This is a genomic window from Stenotrophomonas sp. 80084_Sma (genome assembly GCF_056481995.1).
The window spans coordinates 3,705,608-3,722,558 of the sequence record NZ_CM151177.1; the positions used below are offsets into that span (position 1 = coordinate 3,705,608).

At 67.4% G+C, this 16,951-nt stretch carries 18 protein-coding genes; 2 read left to right on the forward strand and 16 right to left on the reverse strand.

What is annotated here, in order from left to right:
• Positions 1-222: 222 nt before the first annotated feature.
• The 13 genes from tolA to aspS form a co-directional block, all read right to left on the reverse strand.
• Positions 223-1,278 (reverse strand): cell envelope integrity protein TolA, encoded by a 1,056-nt coding sequence (gene tolA, locus ACZK3W_RS17150; RefSeq protein WP_005410750.1) that lies wholly within the window; start codon positions 1,276-1,278, stop codon positions 223-225.
• A complete protein-coding gene (gene tolR / locus ACZK3W_RS17155) occupies positions 1,268-1,696 on the reverse strand; it encodes a protein TolR (protein ID WP_197615799.1) in 429 nt (142 codons plus the stop codon). The genes tolA and tolR overlap by 11 nt, the downstream gene beginning before the upstream one ends.
• Positions 1,697-1,720: 24 nt before the next feature.
• Positions 1,721-2,500 (reverse strand): protein TolQ, encoded by a 780-nt coding sequence (tolQ, locus tag ACZK3W_RS17160; RefSeq protein ID WP_006438802.1) that lies wholly within the window; start codon positions 2,498-2,500, stop codon positions 1,721-1,723.
• A 10-nt stretch (positions 2,501-2,510) separates the two neighbouring features.
• Positions 2,511-2,942, reverse strand: coding sequence for a tol-pal system-associated acyl-CoA thioesterase (gene ybgC / locus ACZK3W_RS17165; RefSeq protein WP_071229045.1), 432 nt, complete (start codon positions 2,940-2,942; stop codon positions 2,511-2,513).
• On the reverse strand, positions 2,932-3,972 hold the full coding sequence (ruvB, locus tag ACZK3W_RS17170) for a Holliday junction branch migration DNA helicase RuvB (protein ID WP_010481595.1): 1,041 nt from the start codon (positions 3,970-3,972) through the stop codon (positions 2,932-2,934). Before ruvB ends, ybgC begins: the two co-directional genes overlap by 11 nt.
• 463 nt (positions 3,973-4,435) lie before the next feature.
• On the reverse strand, positions 4,436-6,355 hold the full coding sequence (locus tag ACZK3W_RS17175) for a potassium transporter Kup (RefSeq protein WP_032128529.1): 1,920 nt from the start codon (positions 6,353-6,355) through the stop codon (positions 4,436-4,438).
• A gap of 48 nt (positions 6,356-6,403) precedes the next feature.
• Positions 6,404-6,997 (reverse strand): Holliday junction branch migration protein RuvA, encoded by a 594-nt coding sequence (ruvA, locus tag ACZK3W_RS17180; RefSeq protein WP_005410756.1) that lies wholly within the window; start codon positions 6,995-6,997, stop codon positions 6,404-6,406.
• Between the two features lie 13 nt (positions 6,998-7,010).
• The gene (ruvC, locus tag ACZK3W_RS17185) at positions 7,011-7,532 is read right to left on the reverse strand and encodes a crossover junction endodeoxyribonuclease RuvC (protein WP_032128530.1); all 522 of its coding nucleotides are present in this window, start codon (positions 7,530-7,532) and stop codon (positions 7,011-7,013) included.
• 105 nt (positions 7,533-7,637) lie between these two features.
• A complete protein-coding gene (locus ACZK3W_RS17190; protein ID WP_032128531.1) occupies positions 7,638-8,369 on the reverse strand; it encodes a YebC/PmpR family DNA-binding transcriptional regulator in 732 nt (243 codons plus the stop codon).
• A gap of 179 nt (positions 8,370-8,548) precedes the next feature.
• Positions 8,549-9,181 carry an esterase/lipase family protein gene (locus ACZK3W_RS17195; protein ID WP_032128532.1) on the reverse strand — a complete coding sequence of 211 codons (633 nt, stop codon included), beginning with the start codon at positions 9,179-9,181 and terminating at the stop codon, positions 8,549-8,551.
• 75 nt (positions 9,182-9,256) lie between these two features.
• Positions 9,257-9,778 (reverse strand): GNAT family N-acetyltransferase, encoded by a 522-nt coding sequence (locus ACZK3W_RS17200; RefSeq protein WP_197615800.1) that lies wholly within the window; start codon positions 9,776-9,778, stop codon positions 9,257-9,259.
• Positions 9,779-9,809: 31 nt separating this feature from the next.
• The gene (locus ACZK3W_RS17205) at positions 9,810-10,127 is read right to left on the reverse strand and encodes a hypothetical protein (protein ID WP_032128534.1); all 318 of its coding nucleotides are present in this window, start codon (positions 10,125-10,127) and stop codon (positions 9,810-9,812) included.
• A gap of 16 nt (positions 10,128-10,143) precedes the next feature.
• The gene (aspS, locus tag ACZK3W_RS17210) at positions 10,144-11,895 is read right to left on the reverse strand and encodes an aspartate--tRNA ligase (protein ID WP_197615801.1); all 1,752 of its coding nucleotides are present in this window, start codon (positions 11,893-11,895) and stop codon (positions 10,144-10,146) included.
• A gap of 158 nt (positions 11,896-12,053) precedes the next feature.
• On the opposite strand from aspS, the gene ACZK3W_RS17215 reads away from it, so the two are divergent.
• Entirely contained in the window at positions 12,054-12,803 is a 750-nt protein-coding gene (locus ACZK3W_RS17215; RefSeq protein ID WP_182266580.1) for a DUF3011 domain-containing protein, read from the forward strand.
• A gap of 133 nt (positions 12,804-12,936) precedes the next feature.
• Here the strand turns inward: ACZK3W_RS17215 and ACZK3W_RS17220 are convergent, their stop codons facing one another.
• From ACZK3W_RS17220 to blaL2, 3 genes are all read right to left on the reverse strand, one after another.
• On the reverse strand, positions 12,937-13,578 hold the full coding sequence (locus tag ACZK3W_RS17220; RefSeq protein WP_197615802.1) for a hypothetical protein: 642 nt from the start codon (positions 13,576-13,578) through the stop codon (positions 12,937-12,939).
• Positions 13,579-13,633: 55 nt separating this feature from the next.
• A complete protein-coding gene (locus ACZK3W_RS17225; RefSeq protein WP_032128538.1) occupies positions 13,634-14,848 on the reverse strand; it encodes a cation:proton antiporter in 1,215 nt (404 codons plus the stop codon).
• A gap of 85 nt (positions 14,849-14,933) precedes the next feature.
• On the reverse strand, positions 14,934-15,845 hold the full coding sequence (gene blaL2 / locus ACZK3W_RS17230) for a L2 family extended-spectrum class A beta-lactamase (RefSeq protein ID WP_049400784.1): 912 nt from the start codon (positions 15,843-15,845) through the stop codon (positions 14,934-14,936).
• Positions 15,846-16,022: 177 nt separating this feature from the next.
• On the opposite strand from blaL2, the gene ampR reads away from it, so the two are divergent.
• Positions 16,023-16,886, forward strand: a complete 864-nt coding sequence (gene ampR, locus ACZK3W_RS17235; protein WP_012511908.1) for a LysR family transcriptional regulator AmpR — start codon at positions 16,023-16,025, stop codon at positions 16,884-16,886.
• Positions 16,887-16,951: the final 65 nt, after the last annotated feature.

The window sequence follows — 16,951 nt, forward strand, 5'->3', positions numbered from 1 at the left end:
ATCATGAACCAAGGGTACGTGAATTCCGGGTCAGTTCCAGCCCGTCCTCTCACGCACCGTTAACGTCGTGGCTAACATCGCACCGCCTGCCCCGGCCACACCGCCCCACAGGGTGGTATTCCACAGCAGCCCCCAGCCTGCCCGGCTGAAACCGGGCCCGCCAGAGGCAAGCGCGACATCCGTGGGCGGAGGTGACCCGAGAGCCACCTTGCCTTGCCCGCCTCAGCGATCCTGGGCAGTAAAGGTGAAGTTGAGCGTGCGTGCGAACACAGACTCGAAGCCGCGGTACGGCAGCGGCTGCGCGTTGAGCACGGCGGCCTCGATCGAACGCTTGCCGGCCTCGTCGTACGGGCAGTTCGGGCTGACCTTGGCCTGCATCACCGTGCCCCCCGGAATCTGGGTGATGGTGATCTGGCAACGCTGGCCGAGCGGCACCGTATCCGGGCGCACCCACTGCGACAGCACCTTGGCCTGGATCGCGGCCGCGTACTTGGCCGAAAGATCATCGCTGTTGCCACCGCCACCGGCGGCCGGCTGGGAGGCACCGCTGGAACCGGCAGCGGCACTGCCGGCAGCATTACGCGCGGCTGCCACCTGACGCAGCTTCTGCTCGGCCAGCTTGGCTTCCTTCTCGGCCTGCTCGCGGCGGGCACGGATCTCGGCGATCTTCTTCTGCTTCTCGGCCTCGGCCTTGTCAGCCGCCACGCGCTCCTGCTCGGCCTGCTTCTTTTTTTCGTCCGCTTCCTGCTGCTTGGCCAGGCGCAGCTTCTGCTCCGCTTCTTCCTGGCGCTTGCGTTCGGTCAGGTCGATCTGCTCCTGGCGGCGCTTGGCTTCCTGTTCCTGCTTGGCCTTCTCTTGCGAGATGGCCAGCGCGCTCACCGCTTCCTGGTCCTTGGTGTCCGGCTGCGCGACACGCTCCTGCGCCTGTTGCTGCTGCGGCGTGGGGGCGTCCTGCGGGCGCGGCTCGGGAATCGGCTGCGGCGGCGGGATGGTGTCTTCCGGCACCGGGATCGGCTCGGCCACCGGCGGCGGCAGGTCTTCCAGCTTTTCCGACTGGCGCAGGGCCTGGCGTGCAGCGGAGGCCTCGGACGCGGACAGCGCCAGGCTGGCCTCGACCGAGGGATCGCCGGCGGCGGCATCGGTGTTGCGCTCGGGCGACCAGAACCAGGCCACGATGAACACCAGCGCGACCAGCAGGTGCACCAGCAACGCCAGCGCCAGGGGCAAGCCCCAGCCGGGTTCGCGCTGATGCGGGGGTGGCAGGGCGTCAGCGTGCATCGGTGGCCAGGCCTACCTTGTCTACCTTGGCGCGCTTGATCACATCCATTGCAGCAATGACCTTTTCATAGGCCACGGCGCGGTCGGCGGCGACGATCACGCGCACGCCCTTGTCCTGGGCGGCGATGCCGGCCAGACGGCCTTCCAGTTCCTCGGCCGACACGGCGGTCGGGTCCTTGGCGTCGGGCAGCTTCAGGCTGAACTGGCCGTCCTGGCGCACCGAGACGATCACCGGATCCTGCTTGCTCTCCAGCGCCTTGGCGTTGGACTGCGGCAGGTCGACGTCGAAGCTCAGGGTGAGCAGCGGTGCGGTGACCATGAAAATGATCAGCAGCACCAGCATGACGTCGATGTAGGGAACGACGTTGATTTCCGATTTCAGCTTGCGGCGCTTGCGGCGACCGATGGCAGCGGACATGGCTTGGACTCCCGGGTCAGGCGCTTACTCGTCGCCAGCGCTCTGGCGCTGCAGGATGGAGCTGAACTCTTCGGCGAAGGTCTCGAACCGCACCGACATGCGCTCCACGCGCGTGGTGAAGCGGTTGTAGGCCCACACCGCCGGGATCGCCACGAACAGGCCGATGGCGGTGGCGAACAGTGCCTCGGAGATGCCCGGCGCGACGGCGGCGATGCCGGCCTGCGCACCGCTGCTGATCATGTCGTGCATGGTCACCATGATGCCGAACACGGTACCGACCAGGCCCACGTAAGGCGCGGTCGAGCCGATGTTGGCCAGCAGTTCCAGGTTGCGCTCAAGCTGGTCCACTTCGCGGGTGTAGGTGGTGCGCATGGCACGCTGTGCGCCTTCCAGCTGGGCACGGCCGTCCAGGCGGCGCTTGTCGCGCAGGCGGGTGTACTCGCGGAAGCCGGCTTCGAAGATGGCTTCCAGGCCGCCGACATTGCGGCTGCGGTCGGTGGCCGAGCTGTACAGCTTGCCCAGGTCCGCACCGGACCAGAAGCGGTTCTCGAACTCGTCGGCTTCGCGGGTGGCCTGCTTGAACACGCGGGCCTTGCGGAAAATGATCACCCAGCTGACGAACGAGCCGACCAGCAGCAGCAGCACGATGATCTTCACCGGCAGGCTGGCCTTGGCCATCAGTTCGAGGTAGTTGATGCCGCCGCCAGTGGTGGCCTGGGCAAGGGTCTGTGTCGCGGCATTGCTGACGTCGGCCGGCAGTGCCTCGGTGACCGTGGCCTGCAGGGCCAGGAGCGTTGCGATCATCCGTTGTTCCTCAGTGTTCGGATTCGGGGTGGAGGTGGGGTTGCAGCACGGCAAGGACGGCCTCGTCCATGCCACGCGGGCGGAAACTGGCCGCTTCCAGTGCGGCGATGCGGACCTGCGCCGACAGCAGCAGCTCGCCGTCGCGCAGGATCTGCTGGTCGAAGACCATGCTGGCCTTCTTCAGCTGGACCAGACGGGCACTCACCTGCAGGGTGTCATCCAGCCGTGCCGGCTTGATGAAATCCATCTGCATCGAGCGCACCGCAAAGACCATCCCGTGCTCGGCGCGCATGCGCTCCTGGCCGTAGCCCAGCGCACGCATCCATTCGGTCCGGGCCCGTTCCATGAAGGCCACGTAGCGGGCGTGGTAGACCACGCCACCTGCGTCGGTATCTTCCCAGTAAATGCGTGTCGGCCAACTGAATCGGGGCTCAACCGACATCGGGAACCTCCGCGAACAGGTCCTGCGGCGGGTTCTTCGGCTTCAGGCCCATGTGCCGGTAGGCCTTGTGGGTGGCCATGCGGCCACGCGCGGTGCGCACCAGGAAGCCCTGCTGGATCAGGTACGGCTCGACCACGTCTTCCAGCGTGCCGCGCTCTTCAGACAGCGCCGCCGCCAGCGATTCGATGCCGACCGGGCCGCCGTCGAAGTAGTCGACCATGGTCTTGAGCAGGCGCCGGTCAAGCTCGTCGAAGCCCTCCGGGTCGACCTTGAGCATCTTCATCGCGGCCTGGGCCACGGCCTCGTCGATGTGGCCGCCGGCCTTCACCTGCGCATAGTCGCGCACGCGGCGCAGCAGGCGGTTGGCGATACGCGGGGTGCCACGCGCGCGGCGCGCGATCTCCCCTGCCCCATCGGCGGTGCAGTCGATGGCCAGGATGGCTGCCGAGCGGCGCACGATCCGGGTCAGCTCCTCGACACTGTAGAACTCCAGGCGCTGGACGATGCCGAAGCGGTCGCGCAACGGCGCGGTCAGAAGGCCAGCACGGGTGGTGGCACCGATCAGGGTGAACGGCGGCAGGTCGATCTTGATCGAGCGGGCGGCGGGGCCCTCGCCGATCATGATGTCGATCTGGAAATCTTCCATCGCCGGGTACAGCACTTCCTCCACCACCGGCGACAGGCGATGGATCTCGTCGATGAACAGCACATCGTGCGGCTGCAGGTTGGTCAGCAGCGCGGCGAGGTCGCCGGCCTTCTCGATCACCGGGCCGGAGGTGACCCGCAGGGCCACGCCCAGTTCGTTGGCGATGACATGGCTGAGGGTGGTCTTGCCCAGGCCGGGCGGCCCGAAGATCAGCACGTGGTCGAGCGCGTCGCCGCGCCCCTTGGCCGCCTGGATGTAGATCTCCATCTGCTCGCGCACCGGCACCTGGCCGAGGTAGTCGGCAAGGCGCTTGGGGCGGATGCTGGCGTCGGCGGCGTCATCCTCGCGGGTGGCGCCGGCGCCGATGATGCGGTCGTCGGTCATGTGCTGATTATGCGGCAAAAGCGCGGGTTTCGGCCGGGCTGCGCCCGCCACCCGCAGAAGCAACTGCAACGGCCGGAGCAACAGCCAAAGCTGAGTTCCTGGGGAATGGCGGGGTGGGTCCGGTTGCGGGGGACGCTGCAAGTAGTACGTCCATGTAAGCTCGGTCGCCGCATCCATGCGGCTCACGCCCCCGCAAGCGGACCCACCCCGCCTTCGACAGTTTCCTGCGGCCTGTCGGAACGGCGTTCTGCTTTAGTGGGTGCCGACCGTTGGTCGGCACGGTAGATCCAGGCGTGGAGGAAACTGGAGAGCAGAGTGGGCCAAGCTTCAAGCGCGCGGCATCTCCGCAAGTGGAGCCCCCTTGTTGTTCAAGGGGGCGCGCCGACAGGCGCGGGGATAAGGTGGAATGCGCGCGGGACCCACGGTTTGCGCAGCAAATCGTGGGACGTAGCGCAGGTGGAGATTAAATCTCCACCTGCGCGCCCAGTTCCACCAATCTGTTGCCCGGAATCCGGAAGAAGCCCGTGGCCGGAGCGGCGTTCCTGTGCATCAGCGCGAACAGCTTGTCACGCCAGATCGGCATGCCGCGGTTGGCGGTGGCGACGATGGTTTCGCGGCTGGCGAAGAAGGTGGTGTCCATCGGGTCGAAGTAGATGCCGCCGTGGTCGCACGAGCGCATCAGCGCCAGCGGCACGTCCGGGGTCTCCATGAAACCGAAGCGCACGTAGACGCGGTAGAACTCGTCGCCCACCGATTCGATCTTCAGCCGCTGCCCTTCCATCGCATAGGGAATGGGCAGGGTTTCCACGTGCAGGAACACGTTGCGCTCGTGCAGCACCTTGTTGTGCTTGAGGTTGTGCATCAGCGCATGCGGAGCCACGGTCGGGTCGGCGGTAAGGAACACCGCGGTGCCCGGCACGCGTACCGGCGGCGCCAGCATCAGGCCTGGCAGGAAGGTATCCAGGCGGATGCCGTCCTTGCGGATCTCATCGCGCAGCAGCTCGCGGCCACGGCGCCAGGTGCGCATCATGGTGAACAGGAAGATGCCCAGCACCACCGGGAACCAGGCGCCCTGCAGCAGCTTGGCGCCGTTGGCGATGACGAAGCCGAGGTCGATGACGAAGAACACCACGCACAGCGGCAGGATCCACTTGCGCGCCTTCGGCCACAGCGAGCGCGCCACCAGGGCCAGCAGCAGGGTGTCGATCAGCATGGTGGCCGACACCGAGATGCCGTAGGCCACCGCCAGGTTGGAGGAGCTGCGGAAGGCCAGCACCAGGCCGATCACCATCACCGCGATGCCCCAGTTGATACCCGGGATGTAGATCTGGCCGATGGTGTCGTGCGAGGTGTGCTTGATCCGCATGCGCGGGATGTAGCCCAGCTGCATGGCCTGGCGCGATACCGAGAACGCGCCGGTGATGACCGACTGCGAAGCAATCACCGCGGCCATGGTGGCCAGGATGATCATCGGATACAGCGCCCACGACGGCACCGCTTCGAAGAACGGATTTTTCACCGCCTCGGGGTGGTTGAGCACCAGCGCACCCTGCCCCAGGTAGTTCAGCACCAGGCACGGCAGCACGAAGAAGTACCAGGCGTGGCGGATCGGCTTGGCACCGAAGTGGCCCATGTCGGCGTACAGCGCCTCACCGCCGGTCACTGCCAGCACCACCGCACCGAGGATGAAGATGCTGTGCCAGCCATGCTCCATGAAGAAGCGGATTGCCCACCACGGGTTGAACGCCTTCAGCACTTCCGGTGCATCGACGATGTTGTAGATGCCGATCGCCGCCAGCGAAATGAACCAGATCGAGGTGATCGGCCCGAACAGCTTGCCGATCTTCGCGGTGCCGAAGCGCTGTACCGCGAACACCGCCAGCAGTACCACCACGGTGATCGGAACGATGAAGGCGTGCAGTCCTGGCGCGGCAACTTCCAGGCCTTCCACCGCACCCAGCACCGATATCGCGGGGGTGATCACGCCATCGCCGAAGAACAGCGAGGCACCGAAGATGCCGAGGATGCCGACCACATAGGCCGAGCGCGACCCGTTGCGCAGCGTGCGCTGGGTCAGCGCCATCAGCGCCATGATGCCGCCCTCGCCGTCGTTGTCGGCGCGCATGATGATGGTCACGTACTTCAGCGTGACCACGATGTTCAGCGCCCAGAACGCCAGCGACAGCACGCCCAGCACGGTGTCGTGGTCACTGTTGAGCCCGTAGTGCGGCGAGAACGCCTCCTTCAGGGTGTACAGCGGGCTGGTACCGATATCGCCGAAGACCACGCCGATCGCACCGATGATCAGCGCCAGGCCTCCGGCTGGAGGGGCGTGACCATGACCGCCTGGGGCGGCCGCGTGCGGGGTTTGACTGCTGGACATGGGACTCCTGGCGAGGCTCAGGCGGTGGGTTGGGGAAAGGAAGGCGGGTCAGCGCAGCGCCGACTGCAGCGCCTTGCGGATCACGGTGGCCACTTCGTCACCTTCGTTGAAGGCATCGCGGGCCATGCGCGCCGCTTCGGCCGGCTTGTAGCCCAGCTGTTGCAGGGCCACGGTGGCATCGGACAGCGGATCGGCCGGGGCCGGGCCGCTGCCGGTGGGCAGCGCGCCGCCGGCACCGAACTGGGCGGCGCGGTCGCGCAACTCCAGCACCATGCGCTCGGCGGTCTTCTTGCCGATGCCCGGAATGCGGGTCAGCGCGGTGATGTCACCGGCCTGGACCATGCGCGCGAATTCCTCGACGGTGACGCCGGACAGCACGGCCAGCGCGATCTTCGCGCCGATGCCACTGACCTTCTGCACATCGCGGAACAGGCGCCGCTCACCTTCGCGCAGGAAGCCGTACAGCGAGACGCTGTCTTCCTTCTGCGAGTAATGGGTGTACAGGGTGACCTCGCGGCCGAGCTCGGGCAGGTCGTAGAAGGTGCTCATCGGCGCCTCCAGCTCGTAGCCCACTCCGTTCACGTCCACCACCAGCCACGGCGGCGCCTTGTAGGCGACGATGCCGCGCAGTCGACCGATCATTGCGTGCAGCTCCTCATTTGCGGCCCCACGCCTGGCGGGCACTGAGCCCCAGGCGGTTGGCCGTTGCCCTTACGTGGGCATGGGTGATCGCCACTGCCAACGCGTCGGCCGCGTCGGCCTGCAGCTTGGTTTTCAGGTTGAGCATGAGCCCGACCATGTGTTGAACCTGTTGCTTTTCGGCGCCACCGCGCCCGACCACCGCCAACTTGATCTCGCTGGCGGCGTATTCGTGCACCGGCAGGTCACGCAGCACCACGGCGGAAATCGCCGCGCCACGGGCCTGGCCCAGCTTCAGCGCCGAATCGGGGTTGCGGGCCATGAACACGCGTTCGATGGCCACTTCCTGCGGCTGGTACTCGCGGCACAGGTCAGCCAGGCCCAGCACCAGCAGCTTCATGCGCTGCGGGAAATCGTCGGCGCCGAGCAGCACCAGCGGCTGGTGGTGCACGTGGCTGACGCGGCCGGTGGCGTCGACATCAATGATGCCGACCCCGGTCCGCTGCGAACCGGGGTCGATGCCGAGGATGCGGGTCATGCTGCACTCCTGGCGGGGCGGAACGGGAGGCGCTGGCAGGCGTATGGGCTCATGACTGTCCGCGGTGACCGTTCAACGGCCCGCGCCCAGGCCGTCGAGGACGGCTCAGGCGTAGGCGTCGGCGCCGAGTTCGGCGTTGGAGTACACGTCCTGCACGTCGTCCAGGTCTTCAAGCATGTCCAGCAGCTTCTTGACCTGCAGGGCAACCTCGCCCTCGACCTTGATGTCGTTGTCCGCGCGGAAGGTGATTTCGGCGTGGTCGGCGACATGGCCAGCGGCGGCCATCGCATCCTTGACCGCGTTGAACGCGTCAGGGCTGGTGACCACGTCGATCGAGCCGTCGTCCGGGTAGACCACGATGTCATCGGCGCCGGCCTCGATGGCCGCTTCGGTGATGGCTTCCTCGTCGGCTCCCGGGGCGAAGCTGAGCACGCCCAGGCGCTTGAACATGAAGGCGACCGAGCCTTCGGTGCCCATGTTGCCGCCGCACTTGCTGAACGCATGGCGGACATCGGCCACCGTGCGCACGCGGTTGTCGGTCAGGCAGTCGACGATCACGGCCACGCCACCCGGGGCGTAGCCCTCGTAGCGGATTTCCTCGTAATCGACGCCTTCCAGTTCACCGGTAGCCTTCTTGATGGCGCGCTCGATCACGTCCTTGGACATGTTCACGGCCAAGCCCTTGTCCACGGCCACACGCAGGCGCGGATTGTTGTTGGGGTCGCCTCCACCGCCGCGCGCGGCAACGCCGATCTCGCGGATGATCTTGGTGAAAATCTTGCCGCGCTTCGCGTCGGACGCGTTCTTGCGGGCTTCGATGGAGGGGCCTCTACCCATGGGTGCTACCGTCTGGCTGCTTCAGGATCAAGGCGCGGATTCTACCTGATCGGGGGCGGCAACCGTGTCTAGGGCCGAAGGGATATCGGGAAGGCGCCATCCACGCATGGCGTGGATCTACTGCCGCCGGGCATGGCCCGGCGCTACCGAGAGTGCACCGCCCTGCCCGGCGAACCGCCTTACGCAGCGGCGGCGTCGCGGCTGTGATCGAACTGGCCGTGGCGCAGGAAATGCGCGGTCTGCCGCGCGGCATCGGGCGATACCACCAGGCCACTGTGGCTGGTGCGTACCACGCAATGGTCGGCCAGGCCCGGCAGGCGTGTCTCGGCCAGGGCCACGGTACCGTCGGAGGCATCGTCGATGGCGCCCAGCAGGCTGCCCAGGCCGTGCGGCACCGAACCGGCGATCAGGCCAACCTCGGCCCTGCCCTGCCAGTCCGGCAGGCCATCGAGCAGCAGATCGCTGCTGCGCCCCAACGCCAGGCCCCAGCCGTGCTCGGACAGCGAACGCGCAGTGCCACTGCCGCGCAGCGGCGAGCCCAGGCAGACCACGCGCTGCACATCCAGCTGCGGCTGGCGGCGCAAGGCCTCCAGCGCCAGCAATCCCCCCAGGCTGTGGCCGACCAGCGACAACGGGCCGGCATCGGCCAGCCGCTCCAGCAGCTGCGGCACGGCCACGTCGGGGCCACCGAACACCGAAGAGTAACCGAACGCGTGCACCTGGAAACCACGCGCGCGCAGGCGCCAGGCCAGCGGCCCGACCCAGGCACGGGCATTCCAGATGCCATGCAGCAGCAATACGGGGGGAGTCATGCAAACAGCCTGGCGGTCAGCGGGGCGGAAACGTACGGTGATTGAACACGCGCGCGCAGCAAGCGGCGGTGAACGTCAGGTCGCGCGCGGTGCGCGGCGCAGGATGAACTCGAGGTCCTGGGTATCACCGACCGGGAACAGGTACTCGCCGGCCTTCTCGAATCCATAGCGGGCGTAGAAACGCTGTGCGCCGAAGTTCTCCGACCACACGCCCAGCCACAGCGTGCGCGGGCCTTCGTGTTCCAGCCAGGCCAGCGCGGTTTCCAGCAGGCGGCTGCCCCAGCCGCAGCTCTGCTGCGTCTTGATCAGGTACAGGCGCTTGAGTTCGCCGTCACCGGGCTTCACGTCCGGGTGCGGCAGGCCACAGGGGCCGGCGGCGGCATGGCCGACCGCCTCCCCGTCCAGCTCCAACAGCCACACCGCGTAATCCGGGTGGGCCAGGATCACGCGCTGGCGCTCGACCGTGTAGGCCTCCTCGAGGAAGGCCTGCAGGTCCTGCGACGGATACAGATGGCCGAAGGTTTCGGTGAACGTGCGGGCAGCCAGCGCCGACAGGGTCGGCGCGTCGTCCACGGTGGCGCGGCGGATCGAATACATGCAGGAAGTTGACGTCAGGGCGAAGCGCGGGTCAAGCCTTTTCAGGCGATTCCGCTTCTTCTTCCTCGTCCTCTTCCTCGTACTCCTCTTCGTCCTCGTCCTCTTCTTCGCCTTCCTCGTCCTCGTCGTACTCTTCCTCTTCGTCGTCCTCGTAATCCTCGACGCCGAAGTCTTCACCGTCCCAACGGCCTTCGCCGTCGGCGACGAAGGTCAGGGCCATCGCCGCCGGGTTGGTTCCGACGCGAACCAGCCAACCACCGAACACGCGCGCACGCTCGGTGACCAGGGTGGCCTCGGAGCCTTCATTGCCCAGCTTTTCCCACTCCAGCGAAAACGCAAACTCGGTCATTGCCTGGATCTCCTGATCAGTTGGTCTTGGGGCGAACCTGGATGTGCACTTCGGCCAGCTGCGCGTCGACGATCGGCGACGGCGCGTCGGTCATCAGATCCTGTGCACCGGTGGTCTTCGGGAACGGGATGACGTCGCGGATCGACTCGGTGCCGGCCATCAGCGCGGCGATGCGGTCGATACCGAAGGCGATGCCACCGTGCGGCGGCGCGCCGTAGTTCAGCGCGTCGAGCAGGAAGCCGAACTTGGCGCGGGCCTCTTCGGCACCGATGCCGAGCAGTTCGAACACCGCGCTCTGCATGTCCGGACGATGGATACGGATCGAACCGCCGCCGATTTCATTGCCGTTGAGCACCATGTCGTAACCGCGCGAAACGGCGGTACGGGCATTGGCGCGCAGGTCGGCGATGTCGTCCACGGCCGGTGCGGTGAAGGGGTGATGCAGGGCGACGTAGCGCTGTTCTTCCTCGTCCCACTCGAACATCGGGAAGTCGGTGACCCACAGCGGTGCCCAGCCGTCGGCGACCAGGCCGAAGTCCTTGCCGGCCTTCAGGCGCAGCGCGCCCATGAAGTCGGAGACCTTGTTGTAGCCACCGGCGCCGAAGAACACGATGTCGCCGTTGCCGGCGCCGACGTGGGCGACCAGCGCAGCGAAGGATTCCTCGCTGAAGAACTTCTGGATCGGCGAGCTGACTTCGCCGTTGTCGGCGATCTTGATGTAGGCCAGGCCCTTGGCGCCGTACTTGGCGGCATGCGCTGCGTATTCGTCGATCTGCTTGCGGCTGAGCGCTGCACCGCCCGGGATGCGCAGCGCGACGACGCGGCCTTCGGCGTCATTGGCCGGGCCGGTGAACACGGCGAACTCGCTGTCCTTGACCAGCTCGGCCACGTCGACCAGCTCCAGCGCGATGCGCAGGTCCGGCTTGTCCGAGCCGTAGCGACGCATTGCCTCGGCCCAGGTCATGCGCGGGAAGCTGGTATCCAGCTGGACGTCGACCACTTCCTTGAAGATGGCGCGGATCATGTCCTCGACGAAGTCCTGCACGTCGCGCTCGCGGACGAAGGCGAATTCCATGTCCAGCTGGGTGAATTCCAGCTGGCGGTCGGCACGCAGGGCCTCGTCGCGGAAGCAGCGCGCGATCTGGTAGTAGCGGTCGAAGCCGGCCACCATCAGGATCTGCTTGAACAGCTGCGGGCTCTGCGGCAGGGCGTAGAACTCGCCCGGGTGCATGCGCGCCGGCACCAGGAAGTCGCGCGCGCCTTCCGGGGTGGCCTTGGTCAGGATCGGGGTCTCGATGTCCTGGAAGCCCTTGTCGTCCAGATGGCGGCGCAGGGCCTGCACCAGCTTGATGCGGGTGCGCTGCATGCGCTGCATTTCCGGGCGGCGCAGGTCCAGGTAGCGGTACTTCAGGCGGGTTTCCTCGCCCGGATTCTCGTGGGCGTGGAACGGCAGCGGCGCGGCCTTGTTCAGCACGGTGATGGCGGTGGCGATCACTTCCACCTTGCCGGTGCGCATCTTGTCGTTCACCGCGTGGCGGGCACGCACCACGCCTTCCACCTGCAGCACATCCTCGTAGCCCAGCGACGCGGCCACGGCGAACACGTCGGCGTTGTCGACTTCCACGGTCACCTGCACGATGCCTTCATGATCTCGAAGATCGATGAAGCAGACGCCGCCCTGGTTACGGGCCACGTCGGTCCAGCCGGCGAGGGTGACAGTCTGGCCAATCAGGGTCTCATCGACCAGGCCGCAGAAGTGGGTACGCATGGGGGGAAGCTCCGCTGGAGAACGCCGGCACCGGATGGGGGCCGGAAAGCCTCGTATTCTGCGGCCGAGGCCCCGGCCGGGGCAAATCCGGCCAGTCACACCGGCTTGATCGCCCCCCTCCCTATAGTCGGGCACCTGCCACCGTATGGGATGCCGCCATGAAACCGCTGTCCCTGGCCAGCCTGGCCGTAACCCTCAGCCTGGGTGCCGCGGGCACCCTTGCCCTGCCCGCCCCTTCCGCGCATGCGCAGAGCGGCGTGGTCCGCTGCGAAAGCCAGAACAACCGCGAACGGGTCTGCAACACCGGCTGGCGCAATGCGCAGCTGGTGCGCCAGCTGTCCGGCTCGGACTGCGATGAAGGACGCACCTGGGGCAGCCGTAACGGCAGCATCTGGGTCACCAACGGTTGCCGCGCCGAATTCGTCGAGGCCCGCGGTGGCTGGGGCGGCGGCAATGGCAATGGCGGTGGCTGGGGCGGCAACAACGGCCGGCCTGGCGAGACCATCCGCTGCGAGAGCCAGAACAACCGTGAGCGCAGCTGCCCGGTCGGCTGGCGCAATGCCCGCCTGGTCCGCCAGCTGTCCGGCAGCCCCTGCAACGAAGGGCGTACCTGGGGCGTGCGCAACGGCGCGGTCTGGGTCAGTGGCGGCTGCCGTGCCGAATTCGCCGAAGCCCGCGGCTGGGGCGGCGGTGGCGGTGGCTGGGGCGGCGGCAACAGCAATTACTCGGTTACCTGCAGCAGCAACAACAACCGCTCGCAGACCTGCGACTGGGATGAGCGCCAGGGCCGCCCAGTGCTGCAGCAGCAGCTGTCCGGCAGTGCCTGCCAGGAAGGCCGCAGCTGGGGCTACTCACGTGGCCAGGTGTGGGTGAGCAACGGCTGCCGCGCGCGTTTCGGTACGCGGTAAGTACACGGTCGGATCCCTGGCCGACGGCCAGGGCTCTGACCCCGATCCGGTATCCCGCATCCACGCATGGCGTGGATCTACTGAGGGCCTTTCTGGGGTCGGGGCCCTCCGCAGGAGGGATCCGACCCTGGGATCACGGGGCGGACGCTTTATCGTCGCCCCACGGTGCAGGCGGCAGGGCAACCGGCTTGCTCAGGTCGAACTGCACGCGGAAGCGGCGGCCCTCCGGGCGGGTCAGCTCGTAGACAAAGGCCTGGTCGGGATCAATCTCCATCGCCCAGGTGTTGTGCGTGGAGGCCAGCATGTCGGCGCGGCGGAACATCGCCACCGAATCGGCGTCGGCGGGGAACTGCTGGCGCTCGGCGGTGCCCGGCGGCGTGCTGTCGCCACCATACAGGGTGATCGCGTCGGGGCTGCCGTCTTCGTGGCGATGGTCGTGCTTCAGGCGCAGGCCGGTTTCCGTACGGGTCAGCACCCAGGTCCGCGAGTGGTCATCGCCGACATGGAACGGGATGCGCAGCTCGTGCGCCGGATCGGCACAGCCGCGCACATGCATGACCAGGCGCTGCCCGGCGAACGGATCCTTGCCGGTCGGTGCCGGCGTGTCCTCCACTACCTTGCCGGCGTAAGCCTGGCCGCAATGCGCGGCGATGGCGGCCATGAAGGCATCGGCCGGTGCGGTCGCCAGATCATGGGCGACCGTATCGGAGCGCTGCGAACACGCAGCAAGGCTGAGCAGGAGGGCGGAAGCGGTGACAACGGCAGGCAGTTTCATGCCCCAACCCTAACGGCCATGGCCGAAGTGCGCAAACCGCACGCGCAGCATCTGCTCAGCGATCGACTGCAGATGCCGCTGGCAGCGTTTCGGTGGCCGCCACCGGCGCGGCTTCGCCTTCACCCGCAGGTTCCTGTTCAACCGGATCGACATCGAACGGCGTGCGGAACACCAGCGACGGCAACAGCGTGGTCAGTGCGGCATACAGCAGCAGCGCGCCGAACAGCACCGCCGGAATCTGGAAACGCTCGCGCATGATCGCCGCCAGCACCAGGGTGAAAATCAGCGTCGGCGCCAGCGCCAGCGAGACCCGCAGGCTGCTGCGGAAGCTCTCGCCGAACATCACCCGGCGCTGCAGCCAGACCACGCCGATGCGCAGCGGCAGCACCACCAGGGTGATCACGATGCCCAGCCCCAGCGCCTCGAAACTGAGTGCTTCGCTGGGCACCTTGGTGCCGGCGTTGAAGAAGTAGAACGGCACGAAGAACGAGGCGAACAGGCGCAGCGCATGCAGGTTCTCGTGCGAGGCCAGCAGTGGCATGCGCTGGTGCAGCAGGCGCGCGACCAGGCCGGCGATGAACGCACCGACCAGGTAATACACACCCAGCAGATAGGTGATGTACGCCGCGACCATGCCGACCATGACCAGCAGCGAGAACTCCGAACCCGGCGCGTGCGGCGCCACCCAGCGGCCCAGCGCGATGAACAGCAGCGGCAGGCCGACCATCATCGCCAGCAGGGCCAGGCTGGACAGCGCCATGTGCCCCGGGTCGCCGGCCTGCAGCACGATGAACAACGCCGCCAGCGCCAGCAGTTCGCCGGCGATGGCCTTGCTGGTCACCCAGAACCGCTCGTCCTCGCTCAGGCCCAGCCGCGACAGCGAATCCATGATGAAGCCGGTGGACGGCGTCAGCAGCGCCAGCGCCAGCAGGCCGGCGGCCTGCCACGGCAGCCCCGCGTAGCGCCAGGCCAGCCAGCCCACACCGAACAGCGTGCCGGTACGGATCACCAGATGCGCCAGCAGCGGCCACATGCCACGGCGCAGCGCCTGCAGATCCACTTCCAGGCCGGCGAACAGGAACAGCGAGGAAATGCCCAGTGTGGCCAACAGACCGATCACTGCGTCGTGCGCCTGGTCGCCCAGCCAGAGCATGCCGATGATGCCGAACAGCAGGCAGGTCAGCGGCGCGGGCAGGCTGAAACGCTGCAGCGCGCGCGGGATCACCAGCAGCGCAAAGATCAGCAGCAGGTAGATCAGTTCATGGCTCATGGGGGACTTCCGTGTGATTCGAACGCGCGCAGGATGCGCGCGCCGAACCGATCCGGCAAGCCACTTCTGAATGACCCCGGTTACCTCAACCGATCAGCCGATCGGCGATGCGGCCTACCTGCGCCAGCACCGTGGCACGCTGTTCGTTGCTGATCGCACCCGCCTGCAGGTAGGCGGTCAGCACCCAGGGCGTGCCGCCGGCCAGCGGCCACAGCACGGCGATATCGTTGCGCGCGTCTTCGCCATTGCTGCCGGTCTTGTCACCGACGCGCCAGCGCTTGCCCAGGCCCGCGCGCAGGCAGGCGTCGCCGGTTTCGTTGTCGATCAGCCAATCGGCCAGCTGCTGCCGCGACGCCGGCTGCAGCACCTCGCCCAGCACCACGCGCTGCAGGGTCGCAGCCATCGCCGCCGGCGTGGTGGTGTCGCGCGGATCGCCCTTGGCAAAGCTGTTCAGCTCCGGCTCCAGGCGATCACTGCGGCTCACCGCATCACCGCTCGCGCGCAGGAACGCAGTCACCGCGGGCGGGCCACCGACCACGCCGAACAGCAGGTTGGCGGCAGTATTGTCGCTGGTGATGATCGTGGCACGGCACAGATCGCGCACGGTCATGTCCTTGCCGGCGTGGCGGCGAGTGACCGGCGCGTGCGAGAGCAGGTCGGCATCGCGCACCGGCACGCGCGTGTCCAGCAACGCGGGCCTGCGCTCGGCCTGGCTGAGCACGGTGGCGGCCAGCACGCTCTTGAACGTGCTGCACATCGGGAAACGCTCGTCCTGGCGATGACCGATGCGGCGGCCGCTGGCGGTATCAAGCAGGGTCACGCCGAGGCGGCCGGCACAGGCCTTTTCCAGTGCGGCGAAGTCGGTGGCGGCGGTGAGGGCGGCATCGGTCGGTGCACTGGCGGCGGTCTTGCCCGCCGCACGGGCCAGCAACGGCAGGGCAAGCGAGGAAGCCACGGCGGCACCACTGAACTGCAGGAATCGGCGACGGGCGAGCATGCGGGGTTCTCCTGGGGGACCGTTCGATTATTGAAGCCTCGCACGCAGGCGACCAGCGCGAAAAATCAGCGGGAGGCATTAGCTGGATTAATGGCTGTCGCAATCAACCCCTTAATTCTCCTGAACTGGGCGCGAGGCAGGTAGGATCAGCCATCATCCTGGCTCACGACTACTCCGATGCTGCACCCTACCCTGCCGCTGAACGCCCTGCGTGCCTTCGAGGCGGCCGCACGCCACCAGAACTTCACCCGTGCCGCGCTGGAGCTGTGCGTCAGCCAGGCCGCGCTGAGCCACCAGATCCGCGGGCTGGAGGACCGGCTCGGCATCCGTCTGTTCCATCGCCTGCCGCGCGGCGTGGCGCTCACCGAGGAGGGCGCGGCGCTGTATCCGGTGCTCAACGAATCGTTCGAGCGCATCTCGGCCAGCATCGCGCGCTACACCGGTGGCCCGGCCCGTGAAGTACTGACGCTGGGCGTGGTCGGCACCTTCGCCACCGGTTGGCTGCTGCCACGGCTGGCTGCGTTCGAGGCCGCGCACCCGGACATCGAGCTGCGACTGCAGACCCACAACAACCGCATCGATCTGGCCGGCGAGGGCCTGGACCTGGCGATCCGCTTCGGTGATGGCGACTGGCAGGGCCAGGCCTGCACAGCGATCCTCGACGCGCCGTTTGCACCGCTGTGCGCACCAGCATTGGCGCGGCGGCTCAAACAGCCACGCGACCTGGGCACCCTGCCCCTGCTGCGCTCCTACCGCAGCGACGAATGGCCGCGCTGGCTGCAGGCGGCAGGAGTGAGTGGCGTGGAAGCCCGCGGGCCGGTGTTTGATTCGTCGTTGACGGTGGCGATGGCCGCGGTGGGTGGTGCCGGCGTGGCGCTGCTGCCGCTGCGCATGTTCGAGCAGGAACTGGCCGAGGGTCGCCTGCTGCAGCCATTCAGCACCACGCTGGAGCTGGGGCGCTACTGGCTCACGCGGCTGCGCTCGCGGGCCGAGCGTGAGCCTGCCAAACGCTTCCGCGAGTGGCTGCAGGCACAGGGATGAAAAAGGGGACGGAGGGGATTAAGTCGTTTGTGCCACAAACGACTTAATCCCCTCCGTCCCCTTTT

What these genes read in the sequence shown, in the direction of transcription:
- ampR (WP_012511908.1), top strand. Translation starts at nt 16,023, where the DNA reads ATGCTGCACCCTACCCTGCCGCTGAACGCCCTGCGTGCCTTCGAGGCG.
- aspS (WP_197615801.1), bottom strand. Translation starts at nt 11,895, where the DNA reads ATGCGTACCCACTTCTGCGGCCTGGTCGATGAGACCCTGATTGGCCAG.
- ACZK3W_RS17205 (WP_032128534.1), bottom strand. Translation starts at nt 10,127, where the DNA reads ATGACCGAGTTTGCGTTTTCGCTGGAGTGGGAAAAGCTGGGCAATGAA.
- ACZK3W_RS17190 (WP_032128531.1), bottom strand. Translation starts at nt 8,369, where the DNA reads ATGGGTAGAGGCCCCTCCATCGAAGCCCGCAAGAACGCGTCCGACGCG.
- tolR (WP_197615799.1), bottom strand. Translation starts at nt 1,696, where the DNA reads ATGTCCGCTGCCATCGGTCGCCGCAAGCGCCGCAAGCTGAAATCGGAA.
- ACZK3W_RS17200 (WP_197615800.1), bottom strand. Translation starts at nt 9,778, where the DNA reads ATGTATTCGATCCGCCGCGCCACCGTGGACGACGCGCCGACCCTGTCG.
- tolQ (WP_006438802.1), bottom strand. Translation starts at nt 2,500, where the DNA reads ATGATCGCAACGCTCCTGGCCCTGCAGGCCACGGTCACCGAGGCACTG.
- tolA (WP_005410750.1), bottom strand. Translation starts at nt 1,278, where the DNA reads ATGCACGCTGACGCCCTGCCACCCCCGCATCAGCGCGAACCCGGCTGG.
- ruvC (WP_032128530.1), bottom strand. Translation starts at nt 7,532, where the DNA reads ATGACCCGCATCCTCGGCATCGACCCCGGTTCGCAGCGGACCGGGGTC.
- ybgC (WP_071229045.1), bottom strand. Translation starts at nt 2,942, where the DNA reads ATGTCGGTTGAGCCCCGATTCAGTTGGCCGACACGCATTTACTGGGAA.
- ACZK3W_RS17215 (WP_182266580.1), top strand. Translation starts at nt 12,054, where the DNA reads ATGAAACCGCTGTCCCTGGCCAGCCTGGCCGTAACCCTCAGCCTGGGT.
- ruvA (WP_005410756.1), bottom strand. Translation starts at nt 6,997, where the DNA reads ATGATCGGTCGACTGCGCGGCATCGTCGCCTACAAGGCGCCGCCGTGG.
- ruvB (WP_010481595.1), bottom strand. Translation starts at nt 3,972, where the DNA reads ATGACCGACGACCGCATCATCGGCGCCGGCGCCACCCGCGAGGATGAC.
- ACZK3W_RS17175 (WP_032128529.1), bottom strand. Translation starts at nt 6,355, where the DNA reads ATGTCCAGCAGTCAAACCCCGCACGCGGCCGCCCCAGGCGGTCATGGT.
- blaL2 (WP_049400784.1), bottom strand. Translation starts at nt 15,845, where the DNA reads ATGCTCGCCCGTCGCCGATTCCTGCAGTTCAGTGGTGCCGCCGTGGCT.
- ACZK3W_RS17195 (WP_032128532.1), bottom strand. Translation starts at nt 9,181, where the DNA reads ATGACTCCCCCCGTATTGCTGCTGCATGGCATCTGGAATGCCCGTGCC.
- ACZK3W_RS17225 (WP_032128538.1), bottom strand. Translation starts at nt 14,848, where the DNA reads ATGAGCCATGAACTGATCTACCTGCTGCTGATCTTTGCGCTGCTGGTG.
- ACZK3W_RS17220 (WP_197615802.1), bottom strand. Translation starts at nt 13,578, where the DNA reads ATGAAACTGCCTGCCGTTGTCACCGCTTCCGCCCTCCTGCTCAGCCTT.